The organism is Citrifermentans bemidjiense Bem (assembly GCF_000020725.1).
Taxonomy (GTDB): Bacteria; Desulfobacterota; Desulfuromonadia; order Geobacterales; family Geobacteraceae; genus Geomonas; species Geomonas bemidjiensis.
On the sequence record NC_011146.1, the window covers coordinates 664,615 to 681,451 of the forward strand.

General features: G+C 59.3%; 11 protein-coding genes and 1 pseudogene. 1 reads left to right on the forward strand and 11 read right to left on the reverse strand.

Annotation, left to right across the window (positions count from 1 at the left end):
* Nucleotides 1–10: 10 nt before the first annotated feature.
* From GBEM_RS02730 to GBEM_RS22000, 8 genes and pseudogenes are all read right to left on the reverse strand, one after another.
* A complete protein-coding gene (locus GBEM_RS02730; protein WP_012528987.1) occupies nt 11–1,309 on the reverse strand; it encodes an adenylosuccinate synthase in 1,299 nt (432 codons plus the stop codon).
* Nucleotides 1,302–2,624, reverse strand: coding sequence for an ATP phosphoribosyltransferase regulatory subunit (locus GBEM_RS02735; protein WP_012528988.1), 1,323 nt, complete (start codon nt 2,622–2,624; stop codon nt 1,302–1,304). Before GBEM_RS02735 ends, GBEM_RS02730 begins: the two co-directional genes overlap by 8 nt.
* A 106-nt stretch (nt 2,625–2,730) precedes the next feature.
* Complete coding sequence (locus tag GBEM_RS02740) at nt 2,731–4,161, reverse strand: hypothetical protein (RefSeq protein WP_012528989.1); 1,431 nt, start codon at nt 4,159–4,161, stop codon at nt 2,731–2,733.
* Between the two features lie 171 nt (nt 4,162–4,332).
* Complete coding sequence (locus tag GBEM_RS02745) at nt 4,333–4,608, reverse strand: hypothetical protein (RefSeq protein WP_012528990.1); 276 nt, start codon at nt 4,606–4,608, stop codon at nt 4,333–4,335.
* 31 nt (nt 4,609–4,639) lie between these two features.
* Nucleotides 4,640–4,915 (reverse strand): hypothetical protein, encoded by a 276-nt coding sequence (locus GBEM_RS02750; protein ID WP_012528991.1) that lies wholly within the window; start codon nt 4,913–4,915, stop codon nt 4,640–4,642.
* 331 nt (nt 4,916–5,246) lie between these two features.
* Entirely contained in the window at nt 5,247–6,605 is a 1,359-nt protein-coding gene (locus GBEM_RS02755; RefSeq protein ID WP_012528992.1) for an alginate export family protein, read from the reverse strand.
* A 347-nt stretch (nt 6,606–6,952) separates the two neighbouring features.
* Nucleotides 6,953–7,366 (reverse strand): methylmalonyl-CoA epimerase, encoded by a 414-nt coding sequence (mce, locus tag GBEM_RS02760; RefSeq protein ID WP_012528993.1) that lies wholly within the window; start codon nt 7,364–7,366, stop codon nt 6,953–6,955.
* 307 nt (nt 7,367–7,673) lie between these two features.
* Nucleotides 7,674–9,327 (reverse strand): annotated as a pseudogene (locus GBEM_RS22000) (acyl-CoA mutase large subunit family protein).
* Nucleotides 9,328–9,741: 414 nt separating this feature from the next.
* Between GBEM_RS22000 and GBEM_RS02770 the strand changes: the two are divergent.
* Nucleotides 9,742–9,942, forward strand: a complete 201-nt coding sequence (locus GBEM_RS02770) for a hypothetical protein (RefSeq protein WP_012528995.1) — start codon at nt 9,742–9,744, stop codon at nt 9,940–9,942.
* Nucleotides 9,943–10,061: 119 nt separating this feature from the next.
* Here GBEM_RS02770 and GBEM_RS02775 read toward each other — a convergent pair whose 3' ends face one another.
* From GBEM_RS02775 to GBEM_RS02790, 3 genes are all read right to left on the reverse strand, one after another.
* Nucleotides 10,062–12,962 carry an ATP-binding protein gene (locus GBEM_RS02775; protein ID WP_012528996.1) on the reverse strand — a complete coding sequence of 967 codons (2,901 nt, stop codon included), beginning with the start codon at nt 12,960–12,962 and terminating at the stop codon, nt 10,062–10,064.
* 155 nt (nt 12,963–13,117) lie between these two features.
* Nucleotides 13,118–14,842, reverse strand: a complete 1,725-nt coding sequence (locus GBEM_RS02780; RefSeq protein WP_012528997.1) for an acyl-CoA carboxylase subunit beta — start codon at nt 14,840–14,842, stop codon at nt 13,118–13,120.
* 625 nt (nt 14,843–15,467) lie between these two features.
* A complete protein-coding gene (locus GBEM_RS02790) occupies nt 15,468–16,748 on the reverse strand; it encodes a (Fe-S)-binding protein (RefSeq protein ID WP_012528998.1) in 1,281 nt (426 codons plus the stop codon).
* Nucleotides 16,749–16,837: the final 89 nt, after the last annotated feature.

Consider the following 16,837-nt stretch of genomic DNA (forward strand, 5'->3'; position numbering starts at 1 on the left):
TATTAAAAAGTTAGTTCAGCTCGAACGGGTTTCTGAGTACGATAGTCTCGTCACGGCGCGGGCCGACGGAGACCAGTACCACGGGGGCGCCGGAGAGCTTCTCGATGCGCGCCACGTAGTCGCGGGCGTTCTTCGGGAGCTCGGCCATGCTCTTCGCGCCGGTGATGTCGTCGTTCCAGCCGGGGAGTTCCTCATAGATCGGGGTGCACTGTTCCATGATCTCGAGGCTTGCCGGGACCTCGGTGAGTACCTGACCCTTATAGTTGTAAGCGGTGCAGACCTTGACCGTTTCCTGCCCGGAGAGGACGTCGAGCTTGGTGATGGCGATGCCGGAGAGGCCGTTGACCCTGACGGCGTAGCGCGCGACCAGCGCGTCGTACCAGCCGGTGCGGCGCGGGCGCCCGGTGGTGGAGCCGAACTCGCGGCCTGCCTGGCGCAGCTGCTCGCCGGTCTCGTCCTCAAGTTCGGTCGGGAACGGGCCGCTCCCCACGCGGGTGGCGTAGGCCTTGGAGATGCCGATCACCTCGTGGATCTCCCTCGGGGAGACGCCGCTTCCGGTGCAGGCGCCGCCGGAGCAGGTGGAAGAGGAGGTAACGTAGGGGTAGGTGCCGTGGTCGACGTCGAGGAGTGTTCCCTGCGCTCCTTCGAAGAGGAGGCTTTTGCCCGCCTTGGTCTCCTGGTGCAGGATGAGCGAGGTGTCGGCCGCGTATTTCCTGAGGGTCTCGGCGTACTTCATGTACTCTTCGTAGATCTCCTCGAAGGTGAACGGCTGGTCGCCCAGAAGCTGGGTCAGGATCAGGTTCTTTTCCTCGAGCACCTCTTTCACCTTGCGGGTGAAGGCTTTCTCGTCGAGAAGGTCCATGAGACGGATGCCGCGGCGCCCGATCTTGTCCTCGTAGGCGGGGCCGATGCCGCGCCCGGTGGTGCCGATCTTCTTGGAGCCGCTCTTTTTCTCGCGGGCGATGTCTATCCTCTTGTGGTACGGCATGATGATGTGCAGCGCCTCGGAGAGGAGCAGCATCTTGTCGTCTTTGAGGTAGCCGTTGGCCTTGAGCTTGGTGATCTCCATGATGAAGACTTCCGGGTCGAGCACCACCCCGTTGCCGATCACGCAGCGCTTCCCTTCGTGCAGAATCCCGGACGGGATCAGGTGCAGGATGACCTTTTCGTCGCCCACGACCAGCGTGTGGCCGGCGTTGTTCCCGCCCTGGTAACGCACCACGTTGTCCGCGAACTCCGTGTAAATGTCTACGACCTTACCCTTGCCTTCATCGCCCCACTGGGCACCTATTACAACGACGTTAGCCATGATTCTCCCCTTGCAGATCGAATTTCAAATCTAGATCCTTATCGAACAGCTCCTCTTCGCTCACGGTGATGCTTTGACGGTCCGCCACCCGCACCAGGTAAAGCTGGCCGGCCGCGCAATCCTCAGCGCCGATCACAAGCAGCAATCGGATGTTCATCTTCTTTGCGTACTCAAGCGAACTGTCGAAGTCGCGCTTGATGATATCCCTGGCGCAGGTGTAGCCTAGGCTTCTCAGCTTTTGCGCCACTTCCAGCGCCTCGCGGCGCTCGTCCTTTCTGTTGAAGATCAGGAAGTCGCGGCTGCTTGACGCCTCGACCTCAGGCCTCTTGGACATGCTGGCCAGAAGGGCCAGGATGTTGAAAGCGAAGCCGGTGGCATGCGCCGGGTATCCGTACTTGGCGGTGAGGTCGTCGTAACGCCCGCCGCTGCAGATCGCTTCTCCGACGCCCGGGACGAAGCCTTCGAAGGTGATCCCGCTGTGGTAGTCCAGCCCCCGGATCTCGCCCAGGTCGATGGTTAGATGCTCGGCGACCCCGTATATGTCCAAGATGTCGACCACCTGGGCGAGGTTGTCCAGGGCCCGCAGCGAACGCTCGTTTCCGGCGATACTGCGCGCTTCCTGCAACACCTCGCGCCCGCCGTAGAGTCTCGGCAGCAGGGCGATCTCCTGCTTGACCCGGTCGGGAGCCCCGGCGGATTCGAGGATGCTGCGCACCGCGCTGACTTCCTTCTTGCTGATCGCTTCCTGCAACTGTTTCTGCACCTCGGCGGAGAGGCCGGAGGCGTCCATGATGCCGCGGTAGAACTCCACCTGCCCCAGGTCTATCTTGAAGCCGGTGAAGCCGAGGTTTTTCAGCACCTCCACCGCCATCGCCACCATCTCGGCGTCCGCCTCGGGGGAGTCCAGCCCGATCAGCTCTACGCCGAACTGGAAGATCTCGCGGCTTTTGCCCGATTGCATCTGGGCCTGCCTGAGCACGCGTCCGGAATAGTATATGCGGTGGGGGAGGGGTAGGGCGTGCATCCGGGTGGCGACGATGCGTGCCACCTGCGGCGTGATGTCCGGCGGAATGGCGAGGAGGCGTCCGGTCTGGCGGTCGTCGAAGCGGAAGGTCTTGCTCCGCAGTTCGTCACCCATGCCCAGAGCGAGCACGTGCTCGAACTCGAGCAGCGGGGTGATCATGCGCCTGAAGCCCCAGAGTTCGAAGACTCGGTGGATGCTGTCCGCGATAAAGGTGATCTTGTCGGCGGTTTCCGGGAGGAAGTCGCTCACCCCTTTGGGGAGCGGAGCTTCAATACATGAGGGGTTAGTCACGGGGTCGTCCTAAGGTATGTCGGTACCGCTGAAGCTGGCGAAAAAACGAGAAATCGTAACAGTATGGCAGGGGGAAGTCAACGATTAATTCCCCCTGCCATATAGTCTATTCCGCCCGGAGAATCCTGACCAGACTGCCGCCTTTGCCGCCCAGGCCGGTCTTCTGGGTCACCTCCATGAGCACCATTTCGCGGCTTTTCTGGTTGAAGTCGTAGTCGGCCAGGTAATTCTGGCTCGGCTTGGTCCTCCAGAGTTCCTCAAGCGTCGACCCGTTCCAGGCAAAATCCACCATGGAGTACCTGGAGTAGGAACGGGCGTTGCCCAGCACGAAGAAGCCTGCGTTTTGGGGGACAATCACCTCGCCCTTGTCGGTTACGGTGATGCGCTGATCGATGAACCTGGTGCGGAAAGGTGTTCCAGTGGTCCTTTCGTTCTCGATGTCGCGGCGCTGGAAGTAGGTCTCGGTGCCGCCGAACTTCTCGCTGCTTCTCCAGATCTCGTCGCCGTCCGCATATACCAGCAGGTAGCCGCTGTCGTTGAAGCAGGTGAGGAAGGATTTCCCGGACCGGTCGCGGAACAGGTTGAAGTTGAAGATGTTGGCGAAGCGCGGCATCTTGATCGGGTTGGCAAGCTTCACCTTTCCGTCGACGAAGGACGCCTCGAAAACGTCGCCGTAGTAATCGTCGCTGCGCCCCATCTCCTGGGCGAAGAGCTGTTTCTTGCCGCCGTAAGGCGCCAGCGCGCGGAACATATACGGGAGGTCCTGCGCCACCGCCTTCAGTGTGCCGTTTTGGATGGAGTAGACGCGTGATGAAGGCGCCTCGCGGTCCATCAGGGTCACGAAGGCGAGCACCTTGCCCTCTTGGTCCGGGCCGATGGCGTCGATACCGAGCAGCTTTTGGTGCTGGGGCAGCGCGGCTTGCCCGAGCAGGGCGAGTTTGTCGCCTTTTTTGTAGAGGTAGAGGGCGTCCGCATCGGCGATGATCATTTCCTCGGTGCCCCATGAGGCGATCGCGCTCTTGGCTCCGGCGATGCGCTGGCTGGCCCAGCCGGCGCCGGCTTCGCTGCGGACGATCTCGGAGGCGGGCGCCTTGGTCACGAACGCGGGAGACTGGAGCGGGGCGGCAGCAGGGGCTGCTGCCTGCGGGTACTGTTTCACGATCTCGCCCTTGAGCTTGCTCGAAATCTTGCCGACAGCGGGAATCAGGGCGTCGATGCTTTCACCCTGCTCGTAGGCGGCGGCAAGCTGCTTTCCTTGTGCGTTTTTCGCGGTGGCGTCAAGGCTGAACATCTTGCCCAGCATGGTGTAGCTACCCGAGATGACCACGTCCGCCTCGGCGGCCGTCTCCACGGTGACCAGCCCGTCTCCGGAAAGCCGCGATGACATGAGGCGCTTCAAGGTGGTCTTCAGGTCGGCGGAGTCGCCGCCGGAGACGGTGAAGTCGGAGACATAGGCGCGGATGTTTTCGGCAGAGGCCAGGAGCGGGAAGAACAGCGAACTGAGGAGAATCAGGGTGAGGGCCAGGGTTCTTTTCATGATTACTCCGCTTATTCCTTGGAATTAAAAGACGCGGAATTATCGCAGAGCGGCAGGCTTTAGTCAAACGGTTTCACGCCAGAGACAGGGCTTGACCCAAACAATAACAGACAAAAAAAGCGGGCCGCATAGCCCGCCTTTTTCGGTTTCCATTGAGTAACTTCACTTGGCTTACTTGCCGGGTCGCTCCATGTCTCTCAGAAGCTCTTGGGTCTCAGTCAGTTTCTGCTGCAGTTGCTTCAGTTCTTCAGGAGAATACACCCTTTTCCCCTTCTTTATCTCGCGATCCAGCCTCTGCATTCTCTTGTAAATGTCGTCCACCTGGTTGGTGCAGTTCTTTGAGGCAAGCAGGCACTCGTTTTTCTGTGTCTCGCTTGCTTGTGCAAAGACGGTCGTCGCCGACCCAATGAAAAGCACCGCAGTCAGTGTAGCTATCGTTTTACGCATGGTATTCCTCCATACTTCAGGTTGTGCGAAATCAACTGTCAGGCTTTTCCAAAGTACGCAGGATTTCGCTGGTCTCATTCAGTTTGTCCTGCAGCCTCTTTAGCTCCTGGGGGGTGTAAACACGGGTCCCCTTCCTGATTTCCTTGTCCAGTTTGTAGATCCTTTTCCTGATGTCGTCCACTTGGTTCATGCAGTTCTTGGAAGCGAGGAGGCATTCGTCCTTCTGGGTGGAGGTAGTCTGGGCGAAAGCTGGGACCGACGACAGCGTGCAGAGGGTTGCTGCCAAAATCATTGCCATCTTTCTCATAAAGACTCCTTTGCTTGTTGGGTTAAAAGGCACCAATGTATTAAAGCATGGAGTTTTTTGTTGTCAACAGGCAAAGCAAAAAGTGGCTATGTGTGAGAGACAGCTGATGCGTGTGCGTGCGGTGTTTTCTCTGTGGTCGATTGGCAAGAAATGGCAGTCTGACCGCGCCAGCGCATGCAGCTAACTCTCAGGGGTCGTTGTCACAGTAGCTGCGGGAGAGGGTGTCAGTCAGAACGGTGCGGCGAACGCAAAAAAGGCCGGAGAGTTGTCTCTCCGGCCTTTTTCAGGGTCAGGCTTTTCCTGCCGCTATGTGCGGAAGGCTGTGCCTCAATTAAAACAGGTAGCTCAACTGTACGTTGAAAAGGTACGGGTCGTCGGCGTTGGCAGCGCCGAAGCCGTTGATCTTCTTGGTCGTGCCGGAGAGGCCGTCGCCGAGGAAGACGTAAGCAGCTGCTACGCTGGCGCTCAGGTTGTCGTAGATCTTGTAGCCGACCTGGGCGTTGATCTCGGTGCCGAGGCTGCCGTTCTCTTTCACGCCGGCGTTTGTGCGGTTTTCTGCAGCGGCCATGTAGCCGATGTTGGCGTTGTAGAAGAGTTTGTTGTCGGTACCTTCGTACCCGGCGAAGACACCGTAGGAGCCGCGGCCGCCGACGGTCATGTCGTTGTTGACGACGGAAGTGGAGGTGTTGGTAGCCTGGTTGGGGCGTACCAAGAGCCACATGTTGGCCGGGTTGAAGTAGGTGGTACCTGCGGTGACGGTCTGGAAGGAGTCCCTGTCGCCGGTGGTCTTCTTGTCGCCGGAGAGGTAGTAGCCGGCGAAGTTGATCGCGCCCGAGCCGACCTTGGCTTTACCGGTCGCGCCCAAGAGGTATCCGGAGATGCTGTCGGTGCCGTTGATGTCGCCGAACTGGTATGCCGCGAAGGGCTTCACTGCAACATCGCCGAACTTGAGGTCTGCGTTCAGGCCGAGCATGTGCAGCAGCTCGTAGTTGCCGACGGTTGCGGAGCTGAAGGTTGCACCGGTGTCGTTCTGGATGTTGTAGTAGGACGCCCCGACGGTCATGTCCTTGTTGAGGGCGAACTTGCCGTCCAAAACGATGAGGTCGGCGGTGAGCTTGCCGGCGCCGGTGTTGGTCCCGGTGGCAAGCGTGTTGTCGTCGAAACGGAACCAGCCCAGGGAGACGGTTGCCGGATCGAACTTCTTGGTGGCGTACACGCCGGTCATGTCGGCGGAGAGGAAGAGGCTGCCGTAGGCGTCGTTCCAGGGCTGCATGCCAACCTTGAAGTTGGTGGCGGTGTTCGGCTCGTTGAAGTCGAGGTAAATGTTCTTGGTCTCGAGGGTCAACTGGTCGGCGTCGAGGTTACCGGAGTCGTTGCCGGTGGTGCCCTTGTAGCCGCCGGTCACGCCGCCGAAGCGGGTGTCGAGCTCGAAGTGGGTTACGAGTTTGAGGTTGTCGTTAGCCTTTGCGATGTACATAAGGCGTGCGCGCTGCTCGGCGAAGAAACCGGAGTGGGCGTCGCTGTTGAAGTTGACGGTCCCGCTGTTGCCGCCGGTGAGGCTGTTGGACTGATAGCCCATGAATTTGAACATCCCGTGAAACTCGTTTTCCAGCGCCATTGCCGGTACTGCGGTTGCTGCGGTCAGAGCGCTGGCAGCCGCAAATGCAAGCATCTTCTTTTGAAAGCTCATCGTTTACCTCCTGGGTTGGTTGTTGAAACTCGATTGAAGTTACTGCTTTTAGTACAGTTTTCCGCAAAAAGCAGGTCGAACAGTCATTACATTGCAAAAAAGCTCTCACTTCAGTCACAGCTAATTAGCATGACGTATTTGAGAGCTTTAAGATACACTTTGGACGAGCTGTTTGTCTCTGCAACGATATAGTCCCCCACTGTTTGAAAGAAAATCTCGTGAATCGGCAAGTACAGCCTTTCCCAATGAGCAAACCACTGTTATAGAAAACTGACGCCACTATATTATTATTCAAACAAAAGTCAATAAAAAAATCCAGACTCATTAGATTCCGAAATTTGAATGTCTCAATGACTGTGGTCGTGCACTTCACACAGTTCCGTCAGCACGCCGCCGCTGCTCTTGGGATGGATGAAGGCGATACGCGCGCCGTGGGCGCCGTTGCGGGGTACGGCGTCGATCATGCGGGTCCCTTTGGCCACCAGCGCTGCGATAGCCGCCTCGATATCGTCAACCCCGTAAGCCACGTGGTGCACCCCCGGGCCGTTCTTCTCCAGGAACTTGGTCACCGGACTCTCGGGGGAGGTCGGCTCCAGAAGTTCGATCTTCGATTCGCCTACTGACAGAAAAGCTACCCGTACTAGTTGACTTGGGACCTCTTCTGTACCAGAGAAAGTCATGCCCAGTGAATCGCGATAAAAAGGAAGTGCTTCCTCAAGAGAAGCGACTGCAACGCCGACATGATTTATCTTAGATAACATTAATATTCCTTTACAGATCGTCGGTCATAGACTGACGGAAGTAGATAATAACTGGAAAAAATCAAATTGCAAGTAGCTGAGCAAAATTTGTCAGAGTTGTAACAATCATGTTGTCTCATCTGTTTTTTTTCTGTCAGATAAATTGATACAACGAAGGGAGTTTTGCTGGCTGGAACTGTAGGCGAAACTATTTAACTGCTGGCGGGAGCGGTTCTGTGTCATGATGATTTTCACCACTTTGGAAAGGAACTCCGCTCCCGCCAGTGCGTCTCATTGCGACGGTTTTTTCGCAGATTCAGGGGGGGCTTTAAAGGACCACCGTCTCCCTGTGGATGCCGAACACGCCCCTCATTACGTTGGCGATCTCGCCTAAGGTAGCGTAAGTCTTTACAGCGTCGAGGATGAACGGCATCAGGTTCTGGGTCCCGCGTGCAGCCTGCTCCAGCGCCTTCAGAGAAGCCTCCACCTTGGCGTTGTCGCGACCCTCTTTCATCTTGCCAAGAGAAGCCTTCTGCTTCACCTCGACCTCGCCGGTCACCTTCAGGAGGCCTTGGGGTGCGCCCTCCTGGACGGTGAACTTGTTCACGCCCACGATGATGGTCTCGTTCTTCTCGATGGCGCGCTGGTAGGCGTAGGCGGAATCCTGGATCTCCTTCTGCTGGAACCCTCGGGAGATCGCCTCGACCGCGCCCCCAAGGGCGTCGATCTTCTCGATGTAGGCCAGCGCCTGCGCCTCGATCTTGTCGGTCAGCGCCTCGACCATGAAGGAGCCGGCCAAGGGGTCGATGGAGTCGGCAACACCGGACTCGTAGGCGATGACCTGCTGGGTGCGCAGCGCGATCCTTACCGATTCCTCGGTGGGAAGCGCCAGCGCCTCGTCGCGGGAATTGGTGTGCAGCGACTGGGTGCCGCCCAACACGGCGGCGAGCGCCTGCAGGGTGACGCGCATGATGTTGTTGTCGGGCTGCTGCGCGGTCAGGGTGCAGCCTGCGGTCTGGGTGTGGAAGCGCAGCATCTGCGAGCGCGGGTCTTTCGCCTTGAAGCGGTCGCGCATGATGCGGGACCACATGCGGCGGGCGGCGCGAAACTTGGCGACTTCCTCGAGCAGGTCGTTATGAGCGTTGAAGAAGAAGGCAAGGCGCGGTGCGAACTCGTCGACGTCGAGTCCCGCCTTGACCGCCGCCTCGACGTAGGCGATGCCGTCTGCCAGGGTGAAGGCGACTTCCTGGACCGCGGAGGAACCCGCCTCCCGGATGTGGTAGCCGGAGATGCTGATGGTGTTCCACTTGGGAACGTTGTCCTTGCAGTAGGCGAAGATGTCGGTGATGATCCGCATCGACTCCTTGGGGGGGGTAGATGTAGGTGCCGCGCGCCATGTACTCCTTGAGGATGTCGTTTTGGATGGTGCCGGAGATCTTGTCTGCGGAAACCCCCTGCTTCTCGGCCACCGCTATATACATGGCGAGCAGGATGGAGGCGGTGGAGTTGATGGTCATCGAGGTAGAAACCTTGTCCAGCGGGATGCCGTCGAACAGGATCTCCATGTCGGCCAGAGAGTCGATGGCTACGCCGACTTTGCCTACCTCGCCGCGGCTCATCGAAGCGTCGGAATCGTAACCCATCTGGGTGGGGAGGTCGAAGGCGATGGAGAGACCGGTCTGGCCGGCGGAGAGCAGGTACTTGTAGCGCTCGTTCGACTCGGCCGCATTGCCGAAGCCGGCGTACTGGCGCATGGTCCAGAACCTGCCGCGGTACATGGTCGGCTGCACGCCGCGGGTGAAGGGGTACTGCCCGGGGAAACCGAGGTTCTCCTCATACCCCGGATAGTCGAACCCGGGGGCGAAGCAACGATCCAGCTCGATGTCGGAGCTGTTGCGGAAGGAGCTTTTGCGCTCCGGCGCCTTGGCGATGCTCTTCTCAGCTGCTGCCTGCCATGCCTTTTTTTTCTCTTCAATGCTCATGATGCTCTCCTGGCCATAAAAATGTAGTTGCGAAGCCTCGATGTTGGGAAGACGGTTTTTGTTTGCCTGGTTAACGGCGGGATGAAAAATTATTTTTAGCTAATCGGAGTCGAAGCAACGCGCCCCAGATTAGGAAATTTTTGTTTTATTTTTAGAATGATGATTTATATTTCAAAACAAAAATAAATTCAAGGATTTACTGTATACGCCACCGAGGCAGGCGGCTCTTCTTGTTTTATTTTGGCGTAAAACTTAAAATGTCGATTTGTCATACAAAACGTCAAACAAGTTGTAACATTATGTTTTAAATCGTTTTTTCGGAATTTTTCGCTTGTAAAACAAGAAGGACCCCCCTATATTTTCCAAAGCGAAAAAATCAATAGAACGCCCTGGAAGGGCGAGAGGAGAAACAAGATGCAATGCCCCGTGTGCAAAAACGACGAACATATCGGCATGGACCTTCGTTCCGGCAGCTTCACTGAGGACATCGTTGAATGTCCGAGCTGCGGTACCATGTGGTCCGTGAACCACGGCCAGATGGCCATCGTGAAGGACCCGCTTCAGGACAGCTTCCTGGAGGCTCTCTCCGGCGACAATATCTGCTTCGCTGCATAACCCACAAAAAAAAGAAACTGACCCAGCCTTGAACGGCGGGGGTCAGTAGGTGAGGCGGGGGCTCCGGATTAAAATCCGGAGCCCCTTTTTCGTCTCTGCTGCCGAAGCCTGAAGCGCCCCTAAAGGACCGCTTTCAGGTAGTCGGAGGTGATGCCGCGCTTTTCTTTCTCGAGGGCGTTCACGTCCACCTCGACGAACTTCTCGTCCGGGGTCACCTTGAACAGCGGCTGCCCTTTGGAAACGATGGTGCCGTCGCCGGAGGTGACCAGGATTTTGTCGATGGTCCCGGCGAAGGGTGCGTACACCTTGTTGAACATCTTCATGACCTCGATGATGTAGAGCGGCTGCCCCTTCTCGAAGTGCATCCCCTCGGTGACGAAGCAGGGCATGCCCGGAGCTTCCTGACCGTAGTACATGCCGCCGCACACCGACACGATCTCGTCAGCCTTGGTCGCCGGCGGCGGTACCAGCACTTTCTTCATCCGCGCCTGCAGCTCGGGGTCGTTCAGGTACTCGGGGATGGTGATCTCCAGGTCTTCCTCCACGCGCAGATCCCAGAACTTGGTGGTCTGCCCGATCATGAACAGCATGCCGAGGAGTTCGAGACCCGCCTCGTAGCCGAAGTGCGCGGAGCGGATCTGGTCCCAGGTCTCCTGGTCGAAGCCCCCCTGCGGGGAGTCGTTCTTGAGGATCTCGTGCAGGGTGAAGTACTCGTCGCGGGCCAGGCCGAAATTCTCGCGTAGCGTACGGGAGAAGTGCAGCGCCTGCTGCAAGAGGTCGTTATCGTGGCCCCAGATGATCTCGGCCGCGGGTTTGTGCGGGCGGTGGTTCATGTGCAGGTACTCGTAGGTCTCGTTCAAGACCCCTACCGGGTTTCTGAGCCACACCACCTTCCCGTTGTCGATACGGAAGTTCTTGGTGTTCATGGAGAGCCACCCGGACAGAAGGTGCGGGTCGCCCAGAAGCCGCTCGATGGGACGGATGATCAGGGTCCCCTTGCGGTCCAAAAGGGTCGACATGTTCTTCAGTTCCTTCGCCTGGCGCTCCGGCTGGCCGGCGAGGGAGTCGGTGACCATCTTCGCGTAATGCTTCTTCATCTGCAGGAAGGCATAGACCGGGTCGATCTTGTTGGAGATTTCCTTCAGCGTCCCGACCAGGGTGAGGTAGGGGACCACGAAGCGGGTGGTCGGCTTCGCCATCACGTTTCTTCCCAGGAACCAGTTCACCAGGCCGTAGTGGAACTCGAGGTTGGTGGCGAGATCGGAGCCGCGCAGCGTAGTGGCGCGCAGCACCTCGGACATCTTCTCATAGCTGGCCAGGCGGTCGTCCCCGTTGGTAAGGAGCAGCGCGATGTTCGAGTCGTAGGCGCCGGCCACCTTGTACTTCATGAAGACGCCGGTGTCGGGGTTCAGCATGCTGATCCCCTGATCGTCGCGGATCTCGCCCTCGATCGGCTTGGACCAGTAGCGGATCATCCCCCCCGCGTGCGGGGAGAGGGAGGCGTCGGTGGCGTTGAGGCGCGCCTCGACGGCTGCGTTGAAACGGACGAAGCGCTCGGGCTTGGGCACCCGCTTCCTGTGGCGCGCCAGTAGGGCCATCGCCTCGACCAGGCTCTCGACCACGAAGAAGTCCTTCGGATCGTCAGGGTTCACGAACTTGAGGGCGTAGCAGAGCTCGGTTACCCGGTGCTCCACCTGGATCCTCGTGTTCACCTCCATGAAGTAGTGGCGGTCGCGGTCGACGATGCACTCGAAGGTCGATGCGGAGTCAAGCCCCACGGCCTTGCCGAAGCGCTCGGATTCCTCTTCCATCCTTTTGAGCACCTTGAGGTCGCTCTCCAGGGCCTTCACCTCGGCTTTCTTGCCGGCGGCCTTGGCCTGCTCGATGGCTGCCAGAAGCCCTTCCTGGGTGACGGAGACCTCTAGGAGCTTCTGCTCGTGCATCTGCAGCGAGCAATCGCGCCCGCCCAGAGCGAGGCACCAGTCGCCGTTGCCGATCAGCTGGATCTCGTTGTGCCTGGTCTGCTCGATGTTGAGCTCGACCAGGATGTTCTTGTTGTCGCCGATGCCGTTCGCCTTGACCTCGTTCAGGATCTCGCGAACAAGGCCCGGGGCCTCGGCCGCTTCCTTGGCGATGGTCTTATCGTCGGCGTTTTTCAGGTTCAAAAGGCCCGCGCCCAGAAGACGCTGCCCCTTGCCGCCGCCGCCGCCGATCGCCTTCAGGCGCACCCTGCTCTGCGGGTACTTCTTCAGCATGGCGATGCACTCGGTCTGGACCTGCGCGCAGAGCTCCTCGATGGAGAAGAGGTCGACCCCCTTGTTGTAGGAGGCGTAGAGGATGTGGTCGGCGAGCTCCTCAAGGGAGAGCTTGTCGTTTTTCAGTACCTGCGGGTCGCACTCGAGCCCGTCGGACTTCACCAGCGCCAGCAGCTTCTCGCGGGTGGAGTGCTTCTTGATCAGTGTGCGTGCGGTGACGTTGTCGATACCGGGGGTGACGGAGACGTTGACCGAGAGCGCGGTCCTTTTCGCCTCGTCCTTCTTGCCGGCGCCGCTCTGGGTGGCGGCGCAGGGGCCGATGAAGTTGAGCCCCGCCTGCTCGATGGCGCCTACGAACTCATCGTCCTCGGCCATGAAGCCGTAGCCCGCGAAGATGGAGTCGTAGCCGTTGTCGAGGGCGATCCTGATGATCTGGTGGATGCGCTCGACGCGCTCTTCCTTGCTCGCGCCGCTGTAGTCGGGCACGCGGTGCACGCGCTTGGAGTCGGTGAGGGTTCTAAGTTCCGGCGCCAGCGCGTTCGGGTAGACGATCGAGTCCTTCTCGGACAGGAGGATGCCGTAGTGCGTGATCCCCATCTCCTGGTAGACGTCCATCGCCTCTTTGCGGATCGGCCCGCGGCAGACGATGAGCGGTTTGAGATCCTCGCAGGAGAAGGAGCGGACCCAGGCTGAAGGCGACAGGCTCAGGCGGCGATCCCTGTGGATCAGCGGGTTCTTGGTGTATTTTTCAGAAGTGTATGCCATCGGTTTAATCTCCGTTACATTAGATATTGCCGGCGACGGGCGCTGTCCTGCCAGCCCGCAGCAGGGCTCGGCTTTCGCCCCGCCCAATCCTGCCAGCAACTCGGGAGCGATGCCCCCTGCTTCCGTTGTTCCCAGTCCCATGTCTGTAGTCGCCATTAGTGGAACTCCCTCTGCACGGACTGCATGGGGCCCGGCTTGTAGTGGCGCAGGAAGAAGTTCATGTTCTCCCCGAGCACTTTCCTGAGATCGGTCGGCATGACAAGAGAGGAGATGGAGCCGAGCGAGAGGGCCTCTTTCGGGTTCATCAGTTCCTTCTCGTAACGGGTGTTGAGGAGCGCCTCCTCGGCCCTGAGCCAGTCGGCGGCTTCCTTCTCGGCGTCGAGTTTCGCGAGATCCGGCTTCACGCCGGCCTCCACCCGCTCCTGGGTGCCGCGCTTGACGCGCTCGATGACCGCGTTCCTGATCTTCCTGAGCTCGTCCTTGTAGACGAATTCCTTACCGGCCGGACCCATGACGGCGAGCCTGGTGGTGGGGAGCGCCAGGACCAGGTCGGCCCCGGTCGGGTAGTTGTTGTAGGAGGCGTAGGCGCCGCCGTAGGCGTTTCTCAGGATCAAGAGGATGCGCGGAGTCCTGATGTCGACGATGGAGTCGAGCATGGCGCGGCCGGCCTGGACGATACCGCGGGCTTCCTGCTCGCGACCGGGGAGGAAGCCGGTGGTGTCTTCCATGAAGATGATCGGGATGTTGTAGATGTTGCAGAAGCGGTTGAAGCGCGCGATCTTGTAGGCGGCGTCGCAGTCGATCTGGCCGGAGTCGACGGCCGAGTTGTTGGCGACGAAGCCGATCACGTTGCCACCCAGGCGGCCGAAGGCGGTGACGACGTTGCGGGCGCGGTCGCGCTGCATTTCGAAATAATCGCCGTGGTCGCAGATCTGCTGGATGATGATGGAAACGTCGAACGGGGTGTTGAAGCCGGTCGGGGAGTTGAACGCCTTCTTGAGCAGCGTGTTGATCTCCCAGGTCTTCCTGTCCAGCGGGTCGCTCGTCTCCTGGTGGCGCGCCATCACCGAGTTGTTGTCGGGGATGTAGTTGAGAAGCTGCAGCGCGGTCCTGAGCGCCCCGACTTCGTCCTCGACGGTGAGGTCGGCAACGCCGGACTGGCCGTGCACCTTCGGTCCGCCCAGATCCTCCGGGGTCACGTCCTCGCCGAGGACGCTCTTGACAACGCCCGGGCCGGTGAGGCCGAAGAAGGTGTCTTTCGGCTGGATCACGAAGCTTCCCTGGCGCGGCAGGTAGGAGCCGCCCCCCGCGTTGAAGCCGAACATGCACATGATGGAGGGGACCACGCCGCTGATCTTTCTCAGCGCCGTGAACGCCTCAGCGTAACCGTCGAGGCCGCCCACGCCGGCCGGGACGTAGGCGCCGGCGGAGTCGTTCATGCCGATGACCGGGATCCCCTTCTCGCCTGCCATGTAGAAGAGGCGGGCCAGCTTGTTGCCGTTGGTGGCGTCCATGGAACCGGCGCGGACCGTGAAGTCGTGGCCGTACACGGCGACGTCGCGGCCGTGGATGTTGAGGATGCCGGTTACCAGCGAGGCGCCGTCCAGGTTCTTGCCCCAGTTCTGGAACAGGATGTTGGGCTCCGCCTCGGTCAGGACGCGAATCCTTTCCCACACGGTCATGCGTTTCTTGAAATGCTGTTTCTCGATCTGGTCGATGCTCACCGACTTGATCGGGCGCTGGATCAGGTCGTAACCTGCCTGCATGGCCTCTTCATAGCCGCCAGTGGCGCGGGAGATCTCGCCCGGGATGTTGAACTCGACCTTCTCGCCGGCGTCGAACGGATTTTTCAATGAGGGCTGAATAAAGGTATTAGACATTGCGGGCATCCTTCTGGTCGTTGGGATTTTGCATCTCCTGCGGGGTCACTGCGGAACTCATCGACGTCCTCCTGTTGATTGATATTAAAAAAGCGTTGTACTTTTTGAGTGTCGCTAAAAATCCCCCTTGCCTCAGTTAGCGAAAACGTAAGGTGCGGCCCGTAAGAGGGAGCAGTTGCACGTCTTCGTGAAGCATCCCGGAAAGCCGTTACAGCAGCGGGGGGAAGGCCCGTTGCTGTCGCGGAAACGTATACGCTTCGGTGCGGACAAGGGGACTGGTGCTTCTTTTCAGGTTTTTCATGGAACGGGAGGGGGCGCTGCAGTGGAGAAAGAGGTCCGGTTAGCCGAGCCGGGTCAGGATATGCCCCGGCAGCGCGGCACCAAGAAGTTGGTGCGGTCAAACTGCTTTCAAGCAGAGTGAACTCGGCCGCGCTGTTCTTATAGTCTCAGTAAACGAACTGTTGTTTTACTAAAAAACGACCGTACTGTTCATAAAGATTTGCTTGGCAAATGTCAATAAGAAAAAGCGTGTATACACCCGACATGTAGGGATTCCAAGAGGTTGTGCGGCAGGGAAAAATTGAGGGGAAAACGCAGGGGGGAGGCGGCTGACAGGGGTTGCCTGTCAGCGCCTGATTTTGCGGGCCAGAAGTTCCACGGTATGCAATACCCTCGTTTTATCTCCGGCCTGTTTCAGTCCGTCGGAGAGCTGCATGATGCAGCCGGGGCATCCGGTCACCACCGCGTCGGCGCCGGTTGCGATGATCGCGGCGCTCTTGCTAGCGTTGATGTCGAGGGAATTTTCGTAATGGTAAACGTTGAAGGTTCCGCCCAGGCCGCAACAGCGGTCCGCGCCTTCCATTTCCACCAGCTCCAGTCCCGGCGTTCTCTTGAGCAGGGCGCGCGGCTCCTTGGTGATGCCGGCGGTTCTGTGGTGGCAGGGGTCGTGGTAGGTGATGCGCATGCCGGACCCGGTCCCGGTTTCTTCCGGGGTGAGACCGAGTTTTTGCAAGAGCACCGCCGCGTCCACCGTCTTGTCGGCCAGAGCCTGGAGCCGCTGTTTCAGTTCCGGGTTGCGCTTGCCGACCACCAGCGGGTAGAGCTTGTGCAGAGCGCCGCCGCAGGTGGCGCAGGCGGTCATCACGTAGTCAGCCTGGTGCGCCTCGATGGCGGCAAGGTTCATCTCGGCCAGCTCGCGCACCGTGTTCAGGTCGCCCCCCGACATCCCCGGCAGGCCGCAGCACTGCTGCCCTTTGGGGATGATGACGGTGCAGCCTAAGTGACGGAAGAGGGCAAGGGTCGCCTCGCCGATCTCCGTGTAGACGAAGTTGGTCATGCAGCCGACGAAGAAGACGATACGGGGTTTGCCCGGTTCCCCCTGGATTACCTCGGGGTGGCGTTTCATAAACGGTTTTTTGGCGATCTGCGGGATGTGGCGGCTTCCCCCGATAAACGGCATGGGGAAACGGAGCCTGAGCCCCGAGGTGGCCGGGACCTTCCTGAAGAAGAGAGGGCCGAGGATGGCGGCGGCGAGCGCGCCGAAGTTCATCACCTTGCGGTTCTTGATCACCTGCCCCACCGCTTTATGAAAGGTGGTGAGCCCGCGCCGCTGCGCCAGCGCCTCGCGTGCGGCGATCACTATCTCGTCGGTCGGGACTTGGTTCGGGCACTTTTCCACGCAGCTGCCGCAAAGAAGGCACTTGGACATGGCGGAGTAGGTGCCGTCGTCCAGGGTTATGTCCCCCTTGCAAAGGTGCTGCGCCAGGGCTACCTTGCCGCGGGCCGTAGCCGGTTCGCGCTGAAAGGTGCTGAAGGCGGGGCAGTGTGCGCGGCAGGCGCCGCACTTAACGCATTTTTTCATCTCTGCTGCCACCCGCTCGAGCGGGTCGATCTGCTTCTTGGTCATCTATGTTCTCGCTTCAAGGCAATTGACAATTGACAATGGACAATTGACAACTGGTTTTATAGTAACGACTTCAGACTTGCTGCCAGCGC